Genomic DNA, 18,008 nt, shown 5'->3' on the forward strand with positions numbered 1-18,008 from the left:
CCGCATGTCCCAGAACGAACCCGGTACGAACCGGGAGACCGAAGAAGAACTGAACAGCCCCAGCGACACACTGCCGCCGCGCCGCAGGCGCCGCGCCGCGTCGCGTCCGGCGGGGCCGCCGTCGGCGGCGGCCGATGCCGCCGAGGGGGCGAAGGTCACGGCGAACGTGACGGACGACTCAGCGGCAGCCGGCGCGGACGCGGGTCGGGCCGAGGCCGCCGCCGATGAGGCCGCGCCGCCGCGTGCCCGGCGCCGTGCGACCCGTAAGGTCGCGGCGCCCGCCGAGAGCGCGCCGGAGCCGGTTGTCGAGCCCGTGGCCGAGGCCGCCCCTGAGCCCGCGCCCGTCGCCGAGCAGGACCGCGCGCCGGTCGCCGATGAGCCCGCGCCGCCGCGTACGCGCCGCCGTGCGACCCGTAAGGTCGCCGCCCCGGCCGAGACGGTCGCCGAGCCGGTGATCGAACCTGTTGTCGAGCCCGCCGCCCCCGAGGCCGTCGCCGAGCCTGTCGCAGCCGCCGATGAGCCCGCGCCGCCGCGCGCCCGGCGCCGTGCGACCCGTAAGGTCGCGGCGCCCGCCGAGACCGAGCCCGAGGCCGTCGCCGAGCCGGAGCCCGAGACCGCGCCGGTCGCCGAGGAAGCCGCGCCGCCCCGTACGCGCCGCCGCGCGACCCGCAAGGTGACCGCGCCTGCCACCACCCCCCGGCCCGTCGAGGCCGACACCGACGACGAGATCGCGCAGGGCGAGACGCTCCCCGAGAACGCCGTCACCCAGATCACCGCCGACGAGGCGCAGGTCGAGGCCGCCGAGACGGCCGCCACCCGTGGCCGCTCGCGGCGCAGGACCGGCGGTTCGCCGGAGGCCGCCGACGAGCCCAAGGCGGAGCCGAAGGCCGAGCCCAGGGCCGCCAGGAAGGCCGAGCAGCGCAACGGCTCCGCGCCGTCCGCCGCGAAGGACACCGAGACCGAGGCGCCCGAGCGCTCGCGTCGGCGCGCCACCCGGCCCGCCGTCGCCGTCTTCCAGGCGCCGGTCTTCGCCGAGCCGATGTTCCAGACCCCCGAGACGGCCGCCGCGATGGCCGCCGCCATCGACATCGAGGACGACGACGATCTCGACGAGATCGAGGACGAGACGGTGGCCGAGGCCGTCGCGCCCGCCCCCGAGCCCTCGGGCCGCCGCCGTCGCCGTCGCCGTGGCGAGTCCGCCGACGCGGCCGAGCACGCGCCCGCCCCGGCCTCCGCCGCCGAGCGGGACGCCGACGACGAGCGGGATGCCGAGCGGTCCGCCGAGGGCGACGAGTCCGAATCCGAGTCCGAGGAGTCCGACGAGTTCGACCGTCCCTCACGGCGCCGCCGCCGGGGCGGCCGTCGCCGTCGCCGCGGTGAGTCCGCCGAGGCCGACGAGCAGTCGGACGAGCACACCGACGACGAGGACCGCTCCGCGGAGAGCGCCGCCGACACCGCGGAGAGCGCCGACTCCGACGAGCACGACGGCGACGACGACTCCGCAGGCCAGTCGGGCGGCGGAAGCAGCAGCAGCCGGCGGCGTCGCCGCAGGCGCCGTCGCAGCGCCGACGGTGGCTCCGACAGCGAGAACAACGGCGGCGACGACCCGGAGCGTACGGTCGTCAAGGTCCGCGAGCCGCGCGAGCGCCGTACGAAGGAGACCGAGCCCGGTACGGGCGTGGACGAGGTCCAGTCCATCAAGGGCTCGACCCGTCTCGAAGCGAAGAAGCAGCGCCGCCGCGAGGGCCGCGAGCAGGGCCGCCGCCGCGTGCCGATCATCACCGAGGCCGAGTTCCTGGCGCGCCGCGAGGCCGTCGAACGCGTGATGGTCGTCCGGCAGCACGGCGAGCGCACCCAGATCGGCGTCCTTGAGGACAACGTGCTCGTCGAGCACTACGTCAACAAGGAGCAGGCCACCAGCTACGTCGGCAACGTCTACCTGGGCAAGGTGCAGAACGTACTGCCTTCCATGGAGGCCGCGTTCGTCGACATCGGCAAGGGACGCAACGCCGTCCTGTACGCCGGCGAGGTCAACTTCGAGGCGCTGGGCATGGCGGGCGGCCCCCGCCGTATCGAGACCGCGCTCAAGTCCGGCCAGTCGGTCCTCGTCCAGGTGACGAAGGACCCGATCGGCCACAAGGGCGCGCGCCTCACCAGTCAGGTCTCGCTCCCCGGCCGTTACCTCGTGTACGTCCCCGAGGGCTCGATGACCGGCATCAGCCGCAAGCTCCCCGACACCGAGCGGGCGCGGCTGAAGACCATCCTGAAGAAGATCGTCCCCGAGGACGCCGGCGTCATCGTCCGTACGGCCGCCGAGGGCGCGAGCGAGGACGAGCTGCGCCGCGATGTCGAGCGCCTCCAGTCGCAGTGGGAGGACATCCAGAAGAAGGCGAAGAGCGGCAACGCCCCGACGCTTCTCTACGGTGAGCCGGACATGACCGTCCGGGTCGTGCGCGACATCTTCAACGAGGACTTCACCAAGGTCATCGTCAGCGGTGACGAGGCGTGGCAGACCATCCACGGCTACGTGGAGCACGTGGCGCCCGACCTGGCCGACCGGCTGAACCGCTGGACCAGCGAGGTCGACGTCTTCGCGACGTACCGGATCGACGAGCAGCTGATGAAGGCGCTGGACCGCAAGGTCTGGCTGCCCAGCGGCGGTTCGCTGGTGATCGACAAGACCGAGGCCATGATCGTGGTCGACGTCAACACCGGGAAGTTCACCGGCCAGGGCGGCAACCTGGAGGAGACCGTCACCAGGAACAACCTGGAGGCGGCCGAGGAGATCGTGCGTCAGCTGCGGCTGCGCGACCTCGGCGGCATCGTCGTCATCGACTTCATCGACATGGTCCTCGAATCGAACCGGGATCTGGTGCTGCGGCGGCTGCTGGAGTGCCTGGGCCGGGACCGTACGAAGCATCAGGTCGCCGAAGTCACCTCGCTCGGCCTGGTCCAGATGACCCGTAAGCGGGTGGGCCAGGGACTGCTGGAGTCGTTCTCCGAGACCTGCGTCCACTGCAACGGGCGGGGCGTGATCGTCCACATGGAGCAGCCGACCGGCCCCGGTGGCGGTGGCAACGGCGGCGGTGGCGGCAAGCGCGCGAAGAAGCGCCGCGGCGGGTCCGGCGCCGACCAGGACCAGAGCCAGGACCACGAGCACGAGACGGCTGCCGATGTCCTGACGGACGCGGAGACCGAGTCCGAGGCCGAGGTGGCGGCGGAGGCCGCAGCCCCGGTCGCGCTGCCCGCGCCGGAGTTCGTGCCCGACGAGGAGCTCTACAGCAGCGTCGCGGAGGCCGAGACGGCCGCCCGTGGCGGGCGTTCGCGCCGCCGGGCGTCGCGCAAGGCGTCGGCTCCGGCCGGTTCGCCGAGGTCGACGGAGCCCGAGCCGAAGGCCAGGGCCGAGGAGCCGGCGGAGGTGCCGGCCCCGGTCGCGTCGTCCGTGCCGGTGGCCGAGCCCGAGCCGGTCGTGGAGGAGGCTGCCCCGGAGGCGGCCCCGCCGCGTGCCCGTCGCCGGGCCACCCGTAAGGCGTCGGCCCCGGCCGGTTCGCCGCGGACGGCCGGGTCGGACGAGGCGTCGGAGCAGGCGGCCGAGGTCGTGGTCGAGCCGTCGGCGCCGCCCGTCGCGGCGGAGCCGGAGGCCGTACGGTCCGAGGGCGCCACCGAAACGGCCGCCACGTCTGCCGAAGAAGAGGCGGCGCCGCCGCGTGCCCGTCGCCGGGCGACCCGTAAGGCGTCGGCTCCGGCCGGTTCGCCGGCGGGCGCCGAGGAGGCGGCCGTCGTTGTCGTGGACTCGGACTCGGCGGCGGAGACCGCTCCGTCGGCCGACCAGCCCGGCGACGGCCACGCCGACGACGCGGATTCCTCGGCTCCGGTCAAGAAGACCGCCGCGAAGAAGACCGCCAAGAAGACCACGGCCAAGAAGGCGGCCACGAAGAAGACGGCGGCGAAGAAGACCGCCGCCAAGAAGACCACCACGAAGAAGGCGGCCTCGAAGTCCGCGGCCAAGAAGACATCGGCGGCCGAGCGCGAATCGGCCTCCGCCGTGTCGGTACCCACGGATGGCTGAGCGCGTGAGCTGAACCTTTGGTGACCGCCAGTTGAACGGCCCGTGCCCCGCCCTGGGAATCCAGCGGCGGGGCACGGGTCTTTTGTTTCATGGTTGATGTGATTGGTGCGGTTAACGGTTAACAGGCCAGAAATTCTGTCGGAAATCCCTGATAATGTGACTGGCGGTCCCCGCCGACGACAGTCCCCGCCCGGAACCTGCGGTCGGGGACGGCCCGTACAGGGACAGCTGTCCCACACATTCCTCGGCAGGGCGTCGGCCATCGCGCCGTAGGGGTACACGCGGCCTCATGAGACGCGCGCTGCACTCCTGGCCTCTGCCCCAGAGAGCTTTCGCGGTGTTCAAGGAGGACGACGTCCATGTCGACCAGTGAAGTGCGGCCCATCCCCGCCGCCCGCCCGGTCATCGGGGAAGAAGAGATCGAGGCCGCGGTACGTGTGCTGCGCACCGGCCGCGTTGTGCAGGGCCCCGAAGTGGCCGCGTTCGAGGAAGGCTTCGCCGAGCTCGTCGCCGGCCGGCACTGCGTGGCCGTGAACTCCGGCACATCGGCGCTCCACCTGCTCCTGCTCGCCCTCGGCATCGGCCCGGGTGACGAGGTCATCGTCCCGTCGTTCTCGTTCGCCGCCTCCGCCAACGCCGTCCGGCTCGTCGGCGCCGACGTCGTCTTCGCCGACATCGAGCCCGGCAACTTCGGTCTCGACCCGGCCGCCGTCGAGGCCGCGATCACCCCGCGCACCGCCGCGATCATGCCGGTGCATCTCTACGGCAACCCGGCCTCGATGGACAAGCTGATGCCCATCGCAGACAAGCACAAGCTCGCCGTCGTGGAGGACGCCTGCCAGGCGCACGCCGCGTCCCTGCACGGCACGCCCGTCGGCGCCTTCGGCTCCGGCGGCACCTTCAGCTTCTACCCGACGAAGAACATGCACTCCCTCGAAGGCGGCATGATCGCCACCGGTGACGCCGAGGTCGCCCGCACCCTGCGCCTGCTGCGCAACCAGGGCATGGAGCAGCGGTACGCCAACGAGATCGTCGGCGCCAACATGCGTCTCACCGATGTGGCCGCCGCCATCGGCCGGGTGCAGCTCACCAAGCTCGCCGGCTGGACCGAGCAGCGCCGTGCCAACGCCGCGTACCTGACCGAGAACATCACCGCGCCCGGTGTGGTCACACCGCCGGTCGCCGAGGGCGCGCACCACGTGTACCACCAGTACACCGTCCGGATCAGCGGTGACCGCGACGCCGCCATGGCCGCGCTCACCGAGGCGGGCGTCGGCAACGCCGTGTACTACCCGACCCCCATCCACCGGCTGCGGCCGTTCTGGGAGCCGGACCAGAAGGCCGGACGTCACTGGGACCTGCCGGAGACCGAGCGGGCGGCGGCCGAGGTCGTCTCGCTTCCGGTGCACCCCTCGCTGTCCGAGTCGGACCTGGAGCGGATCGTGACCGCCGTGAACAAGCTGGGAGAGAACCTGTGACCACCGCTGGGGGACTGCGCGCCGGCCTGATCGGCCTCGGTTCGATGGGGCGCCACCACGCGCGTGTGCTGGCCGGACTCGACGGCGTCACGCTCGTCGGGGTCGTCGACCCGCTCGGCGACAAGAACGGACTGGCCCAGGGCGCGCCCGTCCTGGACACCGTCGGCGAACTGCTCGCACTCGGCGTCGACTACGCCGTCATCGCCTGCCCGACCGCCCTCCACGAGGAGGTCGGCATCCAGCTCGCCGAGGCCGGGGTCAGCGCGCTCATCGAGAAGCCCCTCGCCGACACGGTCGACGGCGCGCGCCGCCTGGTCGAGGCCTTCGAATCGCGCGACCTCGTCGCCGGTGTCGGCCACATCGAGCGCTGCAACCCGGCGCTGCGCAGCCTGCGCACCCGGCTGGAGGCGGGCGAGCTCGGCGACGTGTACCAGGTGGTGACCCGCCGTCAGGGCCCCTTCCCGCACCGGATCGCCGACGTCGGCGTGGTCAAGGACCTCGCCACCCACGACATCGACCTGACCGGCTGGGTGACGGGCCAGGCGTACACCTCGATCTCCGCCCACACCGTGTCCAAGAGCGGTCGCCCGCACGAGGACATGGTCTCCGCCGTGGGCCGGCTCTCCGACGGCACGATGGTCAACCACCTCGTGAACTGGCTGAGCCCGCTCAAGGAGCGCTTCACCTCGGTCACCGGCGAACGCGGCTGCTTCATCGCCGACACCCTCACCGCCGACCTGACCTTCTACTCCAACGCTGCGGTGACGACCGAGTGGGAGGCCCTGCGCGCCTTCCGCGGCGTCGCCGAGGGCGACATGATCCGCTACGCCATCCCCAAGCGCGAGCCGCTGCTGGTGGAGCACGAACTGTTCCGTGACGCCGTCCTCGGCGAGTCCCACGACATCTGCACACTGCGGCAGGGTCTTCGTACGGTCGAGGTAGCAGCGTCGGTGCTGGAGTCGGCCGCGAGCGGCCGCACGGTGGCTGTCGAGACAGGAGAGCCCGCGAGCCATGTCGGCTGACAAAGTGGTGGCGCAGCGGCGCGAGGGCCCGCGTGGGCGGATCGTGATGCTGGTCGACAACGGCGTGAACGGTGATTCGCGCGTACAGAAGGAAGCCCGGTCCGCCGCCGCGGCGGGCTGGGACGTCGTCCTGCTGGGCAAGTCGCCCACCAAGAAGGAGCAGACCTGGCGGCTGGGGGACGCCGAGGTGAGGCTGCTGCACGTACCGGGCCCCCTGCACCGCAGGCGGCACGAGTACCGGCGCGCGATCCTGCGCTCCCCGCTCGCCTACCCCCCGGGTCCGCTCGCCGCCTACCGCAGGCAGCGGATGAAGGCCTGGCGCGCCGAGCTCAACCTCCGGGTCATCGAGGCGAAGCTGGCGGGCTCCACCGTACGGAGACTGGCCCTGGTCCCGCCGCGTCTGGCCGCCAAGGCGCTCAGCAAGTGGGTGGGTCTGCGGGCCCGTCGCACGCGCGCGCTGGAGCAGCACCGGAAGGACATGACGTCCCGGCTGGACCGCTTCACCACCGCGTTCTGGGAGCGCACGATGGGGGACCGGGCCTGGCGCCGGCTCGACCCGTTCCTGTGGGACCTGGAACTGGCGTACGGCAAGGTCATCGACGCCCTCGAACCCGATCTGATCCACGCGAACGACTTCCGCATGATCGGCGTGGGCGCGCGGGCGAAGCTCCGCGCCAAGGGCAGGGGCCGCGAGATCAAGCTGGTCTGGGACGCGCACGAGTTCCTGCCGGGCATCAAGCCCTGGAACCCACACCCCCGCTGGCACATCGCCCAGTGCGCGCACGAGCGTGAGTACGCGAAGTACGCCGACGCGGTCACCACCGTCTCGGCGACGCTCGGCGAGATGCTGGTGGAGCGGCACGGGCTCACCACCACCCCGGAGATCGTGCTCAACGCCCCGGACGCGGAGATCTCCCCGGAGGAGGCCGCCGAGCCGGTGCCGGACCTGCGCGCCCTGTGCGGGATCGGCCCCGACGTCCCGCTCACGGTCTACAGCGGCGCGGCGGCCCCGCAGCGCGGCCTCGACATCATGGTCGAGTCGCTGCCGCGGCTGCCGGGTGTCCATGTGGCGTTCGTGGTGCTGCGGCCGACGTCGGAGTACATGACGTCGCTGCTGGTCCGGGCGGCGGAGCTGGGTGTGGCCGAGCGCGTCCACATACTCCCGTACGTACCGCACTACCAGGTCGTGCCGTTCCTGTCGGCGGCGGACGTCGGCGTCATCCCGATCCACCACTGGCCCAACCACGAGATCGCCCTGATCACGAAGTTCTTCGAGTACTCGCACGCGAGGCTGCCGTTCGTGGTCAGCGACGTGAAGACGATGGGGGAGATGGTCGCGAAGACCGGGCAGGGCGAGGTCTTCACGGCGGAGGACGTCTCGGCCTACGTCCGCGCGGTCACGGCGGTCCTCGCGGACCCCAAGAAGTACCGCGACGTGTACGAGGACCAGGGCCTGCTCACCGAATGGACCTGGGAGGCCCAGGCCGACATCCTCGACGGCGTCTACTCCCGCCTCCTGGGCCGCCCGCGCACCACGTCCGGGGCACCGAAGAGCCGGGTGGCGGCATGAGTGACAGACCTGATGTGACGGTCGTGGTGGCGGTGTACAACACGATGCCGTATCTGACCGAGTGCCTGAACTCGCTCGTCGGCCAGACCATCGGTCTCGGGCGCCTTGAGGTCGTGGCCGTCGACGACGGCTCGACCGACGGCAGCGGCGCCGAACTCGACCGCTTCGCCGAGCGGTACCCGGACACGGTCAAGGTCATCCACCAGGAGAACAGCGGCGGCCCGGCGGCGCCGAGCAACCGTGCCCTGGAGGTCGCCACCGGCCGTTTCGTCTATTTCATCGGGTCCGACGACTACCTCGGTGAAGAGGCGCTGGAGCGGATGGTCGCCTGCGCCGACGAGCACGGGTCGGACGTGGTGATCGGCAAGATGGTCGGCACCAACGGCCGGTACGTCCGCCAGGCGATGTACAAGAAGAGTGATCCGGACGTCAGCCTGTACGGCTCCGACCTGCCGTTCGCCCTCGCCAACACCAAGCTCTTCAGGCGTGAGCTGGTCGAGAAGTACAAGCTCCGCTTCCCCGAGGACCTGCCGGTCGGCAGCGACCAGCCGTTCACCATCGAGGCGTGCGTACGCGCCGCCCGGATCTCCGTCCTCGGCGACTACACGTACTACTACGCGGTGAAGCGCGGCGACGCGAGCAACATCACCTACCGGGCCGACCATCTGTCCAGGCTGCACTGCACCACCCGCATCATGCGGCACACGGCCGGTCTGATCGACCCGGGCCCCCAACGTGACGCCGTGCTCAAGCGTCACTTCGCCTGGGAGCTCGCCAAGCTCATCCAGGACGACTTCCTGCCGCTCGACCCCCGGACGCAGCGCGAACTGTGCGCCGGGATCGCCGAACTCGCCGACGAATACCTGACGGACGAGCTGCGCGACTCGCTCGACGTCAAACGACGGGTGCGGATCCTGCTGGCCCAGCGCGGCGCGGTGGCCGAACTCACCAAGGCCATCGCCGACGAGGCCGAGCACGGCGCGCCGCCGTTCCTCCTTGAGGACGGGCAGGCGTACGCCGCCTACCCAGGGCTGCGCGACCCGGCACTCCAACTGCCCGACCGGGGATACCAGTTGGTGGGCGAGGCGGTCCCGGGCCGGCTCGCCAACGGCACCCGGCTGATCTCCGCCGCGTGGGACCAGAGCGGCGACTCCCTCTCCCTGACGGTCGCCGTACGGATCGGGGTCTCCGGACAGACCGACTCCGCGGTGATCCGGCTGGCCAGGACCGCGATGCCGAAGAGCGCGGACAAGGCGGCGGCCCGGCGACTGCCGGCCGGCCACCAACTCCCCGAGTCGGTGGGGGAGTTCACTCGCGTTCCGGAGGTCGACGGGGGTGGCGGCACCATCCTGACCGCACGGATCCCCCTCCCGGCCACCAGGGTCAAGGCGGGCGTCCGGGTCTACGTGGACGTCGCCGGCTCCACGTACGAGATCCCCGTCCGCACCCGCGGCCTGCCGATGCCGCTCGCCCGCCGCTGGGGCAACGCCGTCCCCCACCGCGCGTCGGCCAACGTGAACCCCAAGGGGCGACTGGTGATCACCACGGCTCCGCTGTGGGAGCCCGCACTGTCCCTCGGCGCGCGGGTACGAAGCCTGCTGCCCCGGCTCAAGAGGAAAGTAAACCGATGAACATCTGTGTAGTCGCGCTCGGCAAGATCGGTCTGCCGCTCGCCGTGCAGTTCGCCGCCAAGGGCCACCGCGTCATCGGCGCCGACGTCAATGAGAAGGTCGTCGAACTCGTCAACGCCGGTACGGAGCCCTTCCCCGGCGAGCACGACCTCGACATCAAGCTCAAGCAGACCGTCGACGCCGGGCTGCTCACCGCCACGACCGACACCGCCGCCGCCGTCGCACAGTCCGACGCCGTGGTGGTCGTCGTCCCGCTCTTCGTGGACGCCGAGGGCGTGCCCGACTTCGGCTGGATGGACTCGGCGACGAAGGCCATCGCCAAGGGCCTGAAGCCCGGCACGCTCGTCAGTTACGAGACCACCCTGCCCGTCGGCACCACCCGCACCCGCTGGGCGCCGATGCTCCAGGAGGGCTCGGGGCTCACCCCCGGCGAGGGCTTCCACCTCGTCTTCTCGCCCGAACGCGTCCTGACCGGGCGGGTGTTCGCGGATCTGCGCCGCTACCCCAAGCTAGTCGGCGGCATCGACGAGGCGTCGACCAGGCACGGCGTCGACTTCTACGAGGCCGTCCTCGACTTCGACGTACGCGAGGACCTGCCGCGCGCCAACGGCGTGTGGGACCTCGGCACCGCCGAGGCCTCCGAACTGGCGAAGCTCGCCGAGACCACGTACCGCGACGTCAACATCGGCCTGGCCAACCAGTTCGCGCGGTTCGCCGACCAGAACGGCATCGACGTCAAGAAGGTCATCGAGGCCTGCAACAGCCAGCCGTACAGCCACATCCACCAGCCCGGCATCGCCGTCGGCGGCCACTGCATCCCGATCTACCCGCGGATGTACCTGTGGAACGACCCCACCGCGACCGTCGTGCGCTCCGCGCGCGAGGCGAACGCGGCGATGCCCGAGTACGCGGTCGACCTGCTGGCCGCGGCGTACGGCGACCTGACCGGCGCGAACGTACTCGTGCTGGGCGCGGCCTACCGCGGCGGCGTCAAGGAGACCGCGTTCTCCGGTGTCTTCCCGACCGTCGACGCGCTGCGCGCGAGGGGAGCCGTGCCGTACGTCTCCGACCCGATGTACACGGCCGAGGAACTGACCGCGCACGGCCTGCCGCCGCACCAGGGCGAGAAGGTCACGGCGGCGGTGCTCCAGGCGGACCACGCGGAGTACCGCGACCTGAAGCCGGCCGACCTGCCGGACGTCACGGTGCTGGTCGACGGCCGCCGCACGACCGACCCGGAGGCGTGGCGCGGGGTACGCCGCGTCGTCATCGGCGGCTGAGCCCCCGCAGACCCGGAAGAGGCCCGAACCGCCGTACGGTTCGGGCCTCTTCCACGTACAGGTGTCTAGCGGCGCTCGGTGAGCACACCGTCCTTCTCGTCGTGCAGCGCGCCGGTCCTGGGGCACTCCCACACACCGGGCTCCCCGTCCCGCTCCACGAGCTTCACCCCGGCGCGCCCGACCCACCCGATCCGCCGGGCGGGAACGCCCACGACCAGACCGAAGTCCGGTACGTCCTTGGTGACCACCGCACCCGCGGCGGTCATGGCCCAGCGGCCGATACGCAGGGGCGCGACGCAGACCGTCCGGGCACCCACCGAGGCGCCCTCCTCGATCTTCACGCCGACCGCCTCCCAGTCGGAACCGCGCTTCAGCTTGCCGTCGGAGTCCACGGAACGGGGGTTGAGGTCATTGGTGAGGACGACGGCGGGCCCGATGAACACACCGTCGGCCAGCTCCGCGGGCTCGTACACCAGCGCGTAGTTCTGGATCTTGACGTTGTCCCCGATCCGCACCCCGGTCCCGACATAGGCGCCACGCCCCACGACACAGTTCTCACCCAGGCGCGCGTTCTCCCGGATCTGCGCGAGCTCCCAGACACTGCTCCCGTCACCGACCACCGCGGTCTGATCGACCTGGGCGGTGGGCTGGACCCTGTAGTTCACGCTGGCGCCTCTCCGTGTACGTTTCCGACGGTTGAGCATACGTCGGGGTCACCGGCCCGTTTCCGGCCGCCCGTGCCCACTCCATCCGGGGCTCCACCACGTACCGGAACACCCGTCGTACAGGCGGCGTGCACAGCGCGGTCACCAGCAGCGCGGCGGCCAGGGTCACCGCGATCCGGCCCGAAGGGGTTTCCAGGAAGGGGTCGTCGTAGCCGCCCAGGAACCGGGCGCTGCGAATGAAGAAGCCGTGCAGCAGATAGCCGTAGAGCGTGCCGGCGCCCAGGGCGGTCATCCACAGACGGCGGCGCGGCACCCACGCCAGGAAGCACGCGCCCAGCACGAGCGCCACGGCGAACAGGAGCAGGGTCATCGCCGCTCCGGCCCAGACCGGCTCGTCCAGCTGGCGGGCGCTGTAGCTGCGGAAGAACCACGAGGTGGACATGCGCGGCACCGACCAGTACGCCACCAGCAGAGCGACCAGACCGACCGGCAGGGCCGCGACCCGCACCCAGGTGCGGCGCAGATACGCGAAGTGCTCGGGGCGCAGCCGGAGTCCCAGCACGAAGAAGGGCAGGAACTGAAGGACGCGCATCAGCTGGAGATCGTCCCCGATCCCGGTCGACATCGACGCGAGCGCGGCGACGGCCACGGAGAGAGCCACCGGCCACCGGACCAGTTGCCAGAACGGGGTGGTGATCCGCCACAGGAACAGGGCGGGCAGGAACCACAGGATCCAGTACGGATCCGCCGGCGTCAGCGGGAAACCGGGGGTCTCCACCGCGCGGTGGAAGAGCGTGTATGCCACCTCGAAGACCAGGTACGGCACCAGGATGCCGGTGACCAGCCGCCACACCCGCTTCGGACTCATGTCGAAGCCGCGCGAGAAGTACCCCGCGATCACGATGAAGACGGGCATGTGGAACGCGTAGACGAAGCTGTACAGCGCCTCGACCACCCGCCCACTGCCCGGCAACGGCTCCCACGAGTGCCCGACGGCGACCAGGACGATGGCCAGGTACTTGGCGTTGTCGAAGAACGGATCCCGCTCCCCGGCACCGGCACCGGCATCGACGGGAGCGGAGTTGGACGCCGGGCTTCCGGCCCGGACCGGCGAGAAGGGAGAGACCATCACGACACCCTAGGGTGTGTCTTCGCATCAGGCGGACGGCGATCTCTCCCCACGACTCCTTGCAGACCCGTAGGCCTCCGTTCGACCTCCGGAAAAGGACGGGTGCCCATCGTGGAGGCGCTGTTACTCTCTGTCTACTTGGGGGGATCGGGCCGGGGGGCTTGCTTCGCGTGACGATAGCGGCGGTGGCGCCGCGTTCCCTCCATGCCCGCAGACAGGTAGTCGGAGGAAAAACTTGAGAAGTAACGTTCAGCCACGCCGTGCGACCGTACGAAGAATCCTCGGCGCTTCACTCGTACCGGTGCTCGCACTGGGCATCGTCGCCTCGGGCGCGGTCGCGACGACCGCGACTGCCGCCGCGCCGGAGCCCACCGCCACCGGCACGCGCGCCGACGCGGCCGGCCCGTGGAGCGTCCCGACCGCACTGACCGGTACCACGGACAGCGTGGACGTCATCGATGTACGGACCGCGCCCGACGGAACTGTGGTCGCCGCGATGTACCGGGAGGTCCCCGCGACCTCCCAGCTCGAACTCCGTGTGGCCGTGCGCCCCGCGGCCAGTGGGACCTGGGGCGCGCCGACGGTGATCGACACGCTGAACGCGGGCCGGGAGACCGTACAGCTGCTGCCCGCGCCGGACGGTTCCGTCACCCTGACGTGGGTGCGTGCCAGCAGCGAGAACACCATCCGCACCTCGACGCTCGTCGCCGGCGCCACCGCCTGGTCCAACCCGGTCGACATCGCTCAGGGCACCCGGCTCTTCGACGTGACCACGGCGATCGGCGCGTCCGGAAAGGCCGTCGCGGTCTGGAACCAGTCCAGCGGACGTTCCACCCAGGTCTACGCCTCCGAGCGCGACGGAGCTAACGGCGCATGGTCGTCGGCCGTCCGCCTCGACGACACTCCCGCCGAGACTCTCGAAGGTGTCCCGCAGGTCCTCGTCGCCCCCGACGGATCACTGACCGCCGTGTGGAGCGAGTACGGCCCCGAGCGTAATACGGTCAAGGCCGTCGACAAGCCCGTCGGCGCCACCGGGTGGACCGCTCCCCGGACGCTCTCCGCCCCCACGTCCTCGGCCAGTGGCGTCCGGGCCGGCGTAGGTCCTGACGGCGAGGCCGTGCTTGTGTGGACCGCCTCCGGCGACTTGGAGGGGGCCGAGCAGTTCGAGGTGGTCGTCCGCCCGGCGGGGAGCACCGAGTGGGGCCCGATCGAGACCGTCGGCCCGGTCGACAACGCCCTCGACCCCCGGCCGCTGGTCGCCCCGAACGGGGAGATCACCGTGGTGTGGGTCGACTGGCGCGACACTTTCGGCGTCCGTACCGTCACCCGGTCGACGACCGGCGACTGGTCCGCCGTACGAACCCTGTCGACGGAGTACGTTCCTGAGCAGTTCGACGCCGAGATCGGCCCCGACGGCACGGTCCAGGCGGGCTGGGTGCAGAACGCCGCGACGGGCGAGGACGGGCGGGTTTTCCTGCACGCCGCCCGCGTCGACGGAGTCTGGACCGCGCCGACACAGCTCAGCAGGAAGCCGTCAGGTGTGGCCATCGGGCAGGTCGCCGGCGGTCCCGAGGGCCGGGCCACCGCCGTGTGGCACGAGTCGGTCGGGAGCTTCACCGGCCAGCTGTGGACGGCTGGCACGGGCCTGACCGATCCCAACCCGGACCCGGACCCGGACCCGGAACCTGACCCCGAGCCGCCGGCGAAGCCGTCCGAGCGTCGCGACTACGTCGGTGCCGACGGCTTCGTGGACCTTTTCGCGCAGACGTCCGCGGGCGCGCTCACCATCTACCAGGGCAAGGCGTCGGGCGTGTACTCGGCGAAGGTCCAGGGCGGCACCTGGCCGACCACCTCGACGCTGATCCCCTTCGGTGACGTGGACGGGAACAACGTGAACGACGTCCTCGTACGTGACGCCGCCGGTGGTCTGCGCGCCTACCACCCCGCGTACGGCAAGCCGGTCACCCCGAACAGCCCCTCCACGCCCGTGGGCACGGGCTGGACCGGCTTCGACGCCTTCGCCGTCTCCGGTGACTTCACCGGTGATCAGCGTCCGGATCTGATTGCCCGTCAGACGTCCACCGGCGACCTCTACCTCTACCGCCACAACGGCAAGGCCGCACTGACCAAGGTCGGTCTCCTCGCCGCCGGCTGGAAGACCAAGACCCCCATCGGTGCGGGGGACCTGAACGGCGACGGCCACGCCGACCTGCTGGCGCGGGACGCGGCGGGCATTCTGTGGCGGCACTTCGGCACCGGCAAATCCACCCTGGGCCCGGCGGTCAAGGTCGGCCCCGGCTGGGGCCCCTTCACGGCCATTGTCGGCGCCGGTGACCTGACGAAGGACGGCAAGGACGATCTGGTGGCCCGCGACGCGGGGGGCCTGCTGTGGAGGTACACGGGCAACGGCGCCGGCGGCTTCGCCAAGCCGGTCAAGATCGGGACGGGCTGGAACGGATTCGCCACGCTGAACTGACCGCTGAACCGACCGTTTGACCGAGCGCGGAACCGACCGCACGGTCGAAAGGGGGCGCCTCCCGGAGTGGGGCCGCCCCCACCTGGTTTGACCCCCCACACAGCCGCCCCGTACTGTTGACCCTCGGCGTGTTTCTTTGCGCGCCTGCTCCTGAGCACCTCACCTGCCGGTGGCTGTCATCGACGCCGTCGGCGGAGGCCGCTCGTCCCATCCGGATGTGGCGGCTGGCATCAGGAGTCCCGTTCCGAGCGAGAGTGAGATCCGCGTGTACGCCATCGTGCGCAGCGGTGGTCGTCAGCACAAGGTTGCTGTTGACGACATCGTTGAGGTTGACAAGATTCCCACTGCCAAGGTTGGCGACACGGTCGAGCTCTCGACCCTGCTCGTGGTCGACGGCGACGCCGTGACCAGCGACCCGTGGGTCCTGAACGGCATCAAGGTCACCGCCGAGGTCGTGGACCACCACAAGGGCGCGAAGATCGACATCCTTCGCTACAAGAACAAGACCGGTTACCGCCGTCGCCAGGGCCACCGCCAGCAGTACACGGCGATCAAGGTCACCGCTATTCCCGCGGCCGCGAAGAAGTAAGGGACTGAGGAGACATGGCACACAAGAAGGGCGCATCGTCCACCCGTAACGGGCGCGACTCGAACGCTCAGCGGCTCGGCGTGAAGCGCTTCGGCGGTCAGGTCGTGCTCGCCGGTGAGATCCTCGTCCGTCAGCGTGGCACCCACTTCCACCCCGGTTCGGGTGTGGGCCGTGGTGGCGACGACACGCTGTTCGCGCTGGCCCCGGGTGCGGTCCAGTTCGGCACCCACCGTGGCCGCAAGGTCGTGAACATCGTTCCGGTCGCCGAGTAATTCGGTACCCGTAGAGCGATTTCGATCGGTTTCTCGCGAGGGCGGACCTCACTTCCCGTAGGGGAAGCGGGTCCGCCCTTCGCTTGTTCAACTGTCTGAACGCAGGAATTTCCGTATGTACTGGAGGCACCACCATGACCACCTTCGTGGACCGCGTCGAGCTGCACGTCGCCGCGGGTAACGGAGGCCACGGCTGCGCCTCCGTCCACCGTGAGAAGTTCAAGCCGCTCGGCGGCCCGGACGGCGGCAACGGCGGCCGTGGCGGAGACGTCATCCTGGTCGTCGACCAGTCGGTGACCACGCTTCTCGACTACCACCACTCGCCGCACCGCAAGGCCACCAACGGCCGGCCCGGCGAGGGCGGCAACCGTTCCGGCAAGGACGGTCAGGATCTCGTCCTGCCCGTTCCCGACGGCACGGTCGTCCTCGACAAGAACGGCAACGTCGTCGCCGACCTCGTCGGCCAGGGCACCACCTACGTCGCCGCCGATGGCGGTCGCGGCGGCCTCGGCAACGCAGCCCTCGCCTCCGCCCGCCGCAAGGCCCCCGGCTTCGCGCTGCTCGGCGAGCCCGGCCGGTCGGGCGACATCGTCCTGGAGCTCAAGACCGTCGCCGACGTCGCGCTCGTCGGCTACCCGAGCGCCGGCAAGTCGTCGCTGATCTCCGTACTCTCCGCGGCCAAGCCCAAGATCGCCGACTACCCGTTCACCACGCTCGTCCCCAACCTCGGTGTCGTCACGGCCGGTTCGACCGTCTACACCATCGCGGACGTCCCCGGTCTGATCCCGGGCGCCAGCCAGGGCCGCGGCCTGGGCCTGGAGTTCCTGCGCCATGTGGAGCGCTGCTCGGTCCTCGTGCACATCCTGGACACGGCCACGCTGGAGTCCGACCGCGACCCGATCTCCGACCTCGACATGATCGAGGAGGAGCTCAAGCAGTACGGCGGCCTCGACGACCGCCCGCGCATCGCGGTCCTCAACAAGATCGACATCCCGGACGGCCTGGACCTCGCCGAGATGATCCGGCCCGAACTCGAAGCGCGCGGCCTGCGTGTGTACGAGGTGTCCGCCGTGGCCCGTACCGGTCTCAAGGAGCTCTCCTTCGCGCTCGCCGAGATCATCGCCGCCCAGCGCGCGGCGAGGCCCGTCGAGGAGGCCACCCGGGTCGTCATCCGGCCCAAGGCGGTGGACGACTCGGGCTTCACGGTCGGGCTGGAGGAGGACGGCCTCTACCGCGTACGGGGCGAGAAGCCCGAACGCTGGGTCAGGCAGACCGACTTCAGCAACGACGAGGCGGTCGGCTATCTCGCGGACCGGCTCAGCCGACTCGGCGTCGAGGGTGAACTCGTGAAGGCCGGCGCCCGCTCCGGCGACGGCGTCGCGATCGGCCCCGAGGACGACGCCGTCGTCTTCGACTGGGAGCCGACGGTGATGGCCGGCGCCGAGATGCTCGGCCGGCGTGGCGAGGACCACCGGCTCGACGCGCCGCGCCCGGCCGCCGTTCGGCGCAGGGACCGGGACGCGGAGCGGGACGACGCGGACAAGGAGTACGACGAGTTCAGGCCGTTCTAGCGATTCCGGCCGGGCTCCGGCCTGTTCGCGTCCGAACCCCGTTCGGTGCCGTAAGCATCGAATTCGAGCGGTGACGACACGATTACGCGCCGTCGCGCCCCCCGGCACCCCGATCCGCCCCCGCCGTCGTCAAGGCCGTGGTCCGCTCCATCCGGAGCGGACCACGGCCTTCGTCATGCCCGTACGGCCTAACGCGCCCGGATGGCCGAAAGCCAACTGCGCGCATTGACGGATATGGGCGGAATAATGACTCATG

The 18,008-nt window shown here is 71.0% G+C and carries 12 protein-coding genes; 10 read left to right on the forward strand and 2 right to left on the reverse strand.

Annotated features, from left to right (window positions below; translation table 11 throughout):
• Positions 1-4: 4 nt before the first annotated feature.
• The 6 genes from OIE74_RS26215 (at position 5) to OIE74_RS26240 (ending at position 11,050) form a co-directional block, all read left to right on the forward strand.
• Positions 5-4,069: a ribonuclease E/G gene (locus OIE74_RS26215; protein WP_329387719.1), complete on the forward strand. Its 4,065-nt coding sequence runs from the start codon at positions 5-7 to the stop codon at positions 4,067-4,069.
• Between the two features lie 359 nt (positions 4,070-4,428).
• Positions 4,429-5,547, forward strand: a complete 1,119-nt coding sequence (locus tag OIE74_RS26220; RefSeq protein ID WP_329387724.1) for a DegT/DnrJ/EryC1/StrS family aminotransferase — start codon at positions 4,429-4,431, stop codon at positions 5,545-5,547.
• Positions 5,544-6,569 (forward strand): Gfo/Idh/MocA family protein, encoded by a 1,026-nt coding sequence (locus OIE74_RS26225; RefSeq protein WP_329387728.1) that lies wholly within the window; start codon positions 5,544-5,546, stop codon positions 6,567-6,569. The genes OIE74_RS26220 and OIE74_RS26225 overlap by 4 nt, the downstream gene beginning before the upstream one ends.
• A complete protein-coding gene (locus OIE74_RS26230) occupies positions 6,559-8,139 on the forward strand; it encodes a glycosyltransferase family 4 protein (RefSeq protein WP_329387732.1) in 1,581 nt (526 codons plus the stop codon). The genes OIE74_RS26225 and OIE74_RS26230 overlap by 11 nt, the downstream gene beginning before the upstream one ends.
• Entirely contained in the window at positions 8,136-9,770 is a 1,635-nt protein-coding gene (locus OIE74_RS26235; protein WP_329387736.1) for a glycosyltransferase family 2 protein, read from the forward strand. The genes OIE74_RS26230 and OIE74_RS26235 overlap by 4 nt, the downstream gene beginning before the upstream one ends.
• Positions 9,767-11,050 (forward strand): nucleotide sugar dehydrogenase, encoded by a 1,284-nt coding sequence (locus OIE74_RS26240; RefSeq protein WP_329387738.1) that lies wholly within the window; start codon positions 9,767-9,769, stop codon positions 11,048-11,050. Before OIE74_RS26235 ends, OIE74_RS26240 begins: the two co-directional genes overlap by 4 nt.
• Before the next feature lie 65 nt (positions 11,051-11,115).
• Here OIE74_RS26240 and OIE74_RS26245 read toward each other — a convergent pair whose 3' ends face one another.
• Positions 11,116-11,715: an acyltransferase gene (locus OIE74_RS26245; protein WP_329387742.1), complete on the reverse strand. Its 600-nt coding sequence runs from the start codon at positions 11,713-11,715 to the stop codon at positions 11,116-11,118.
• A complete protein-coding gene (locus tag OIE74_RS26250) occupies positions 11,660-12,844 on the reverse strand; it encodes an acyltransferase family protein (protein WP_329387746.1) in 1,185 nt (394 codons plus the stop codon). Before OIE74_RS26250 ends, OIE74_RS26245 begins: the two co-directional genes overlap by 56 nt.
• 301 nt (positions 12,845-13,145) lie before the next feature.
• On the opposite strand from OIE74_RS26250, the gene OIE74_RS26255 reads away from it, so the two are divergent.
• The 4 genes from OIE74_RS26255 to obgE all read left to right on the forward strand — a co-directional run bounded on the left by OIE74_RS26255 (position 13,146) and on the right by obgE (position 17,752).
• On the forward strand, positions 13,146-15,320 hold the full coding sequence (locus tag OIE74_RS26255) for an FG-GAP repeat domain-containing protein (protein WP_329387748.1): 2,175 nt from the start codon (positions 13,146-13,148) through the stop codon (positions 15,318-15,320).
• 265 nt (positions 15,321-15,585) lie between these two features.
• Entirely contained in the window at positions 15,586-15,909 is a 324-nt protein-coding gene (rplU, locus tag OIE74_RS26260) for a 50S ribosomal protein L21 (RefSeq protein WP_078077375.1), read from the forward strand.
• Positions 15,910-15,923: 14 nt separating this feature from the next.
• Positions 15,924-16,181 carry a 50S ribosomal protein L27 gene (rpmA, locus tag OIE74_RS26265; RefSeq protein WP_329387750.1) on the forward strand — a complete coding sequence of 86 codons (258 nt, stop codon included), beginning with the start codon at positions 15,924-15,926 and terminating at the stop codon, positions 16,179-16,181.
• A gap of 134 nt (positions 16,182-16,315) precedes the next feature.
• A complete protein-coding gene (gene obgE, locus OIE74_RS26270) occupies positions 16,316-17,752 on the forward strand; it encodes a GTPase ObgE (protein ID WP_329387752.1) in 1,437 nt (478 codons plus the stop codon).
• The last annotated feature ends 256 nt before the right edge of the window (positions 17,753-18,008 follow it).

The sequence above is a fragment of the Streptomyces sp. NBC_01716 genome (genome assembly GCF_036248275.1).
Taxonomy (GTDB): domain Bacteria; phylum Actinomycetota; class Actinomycetes; order Streptomycetales; family Streptomycetaceae; genus Streptomyces.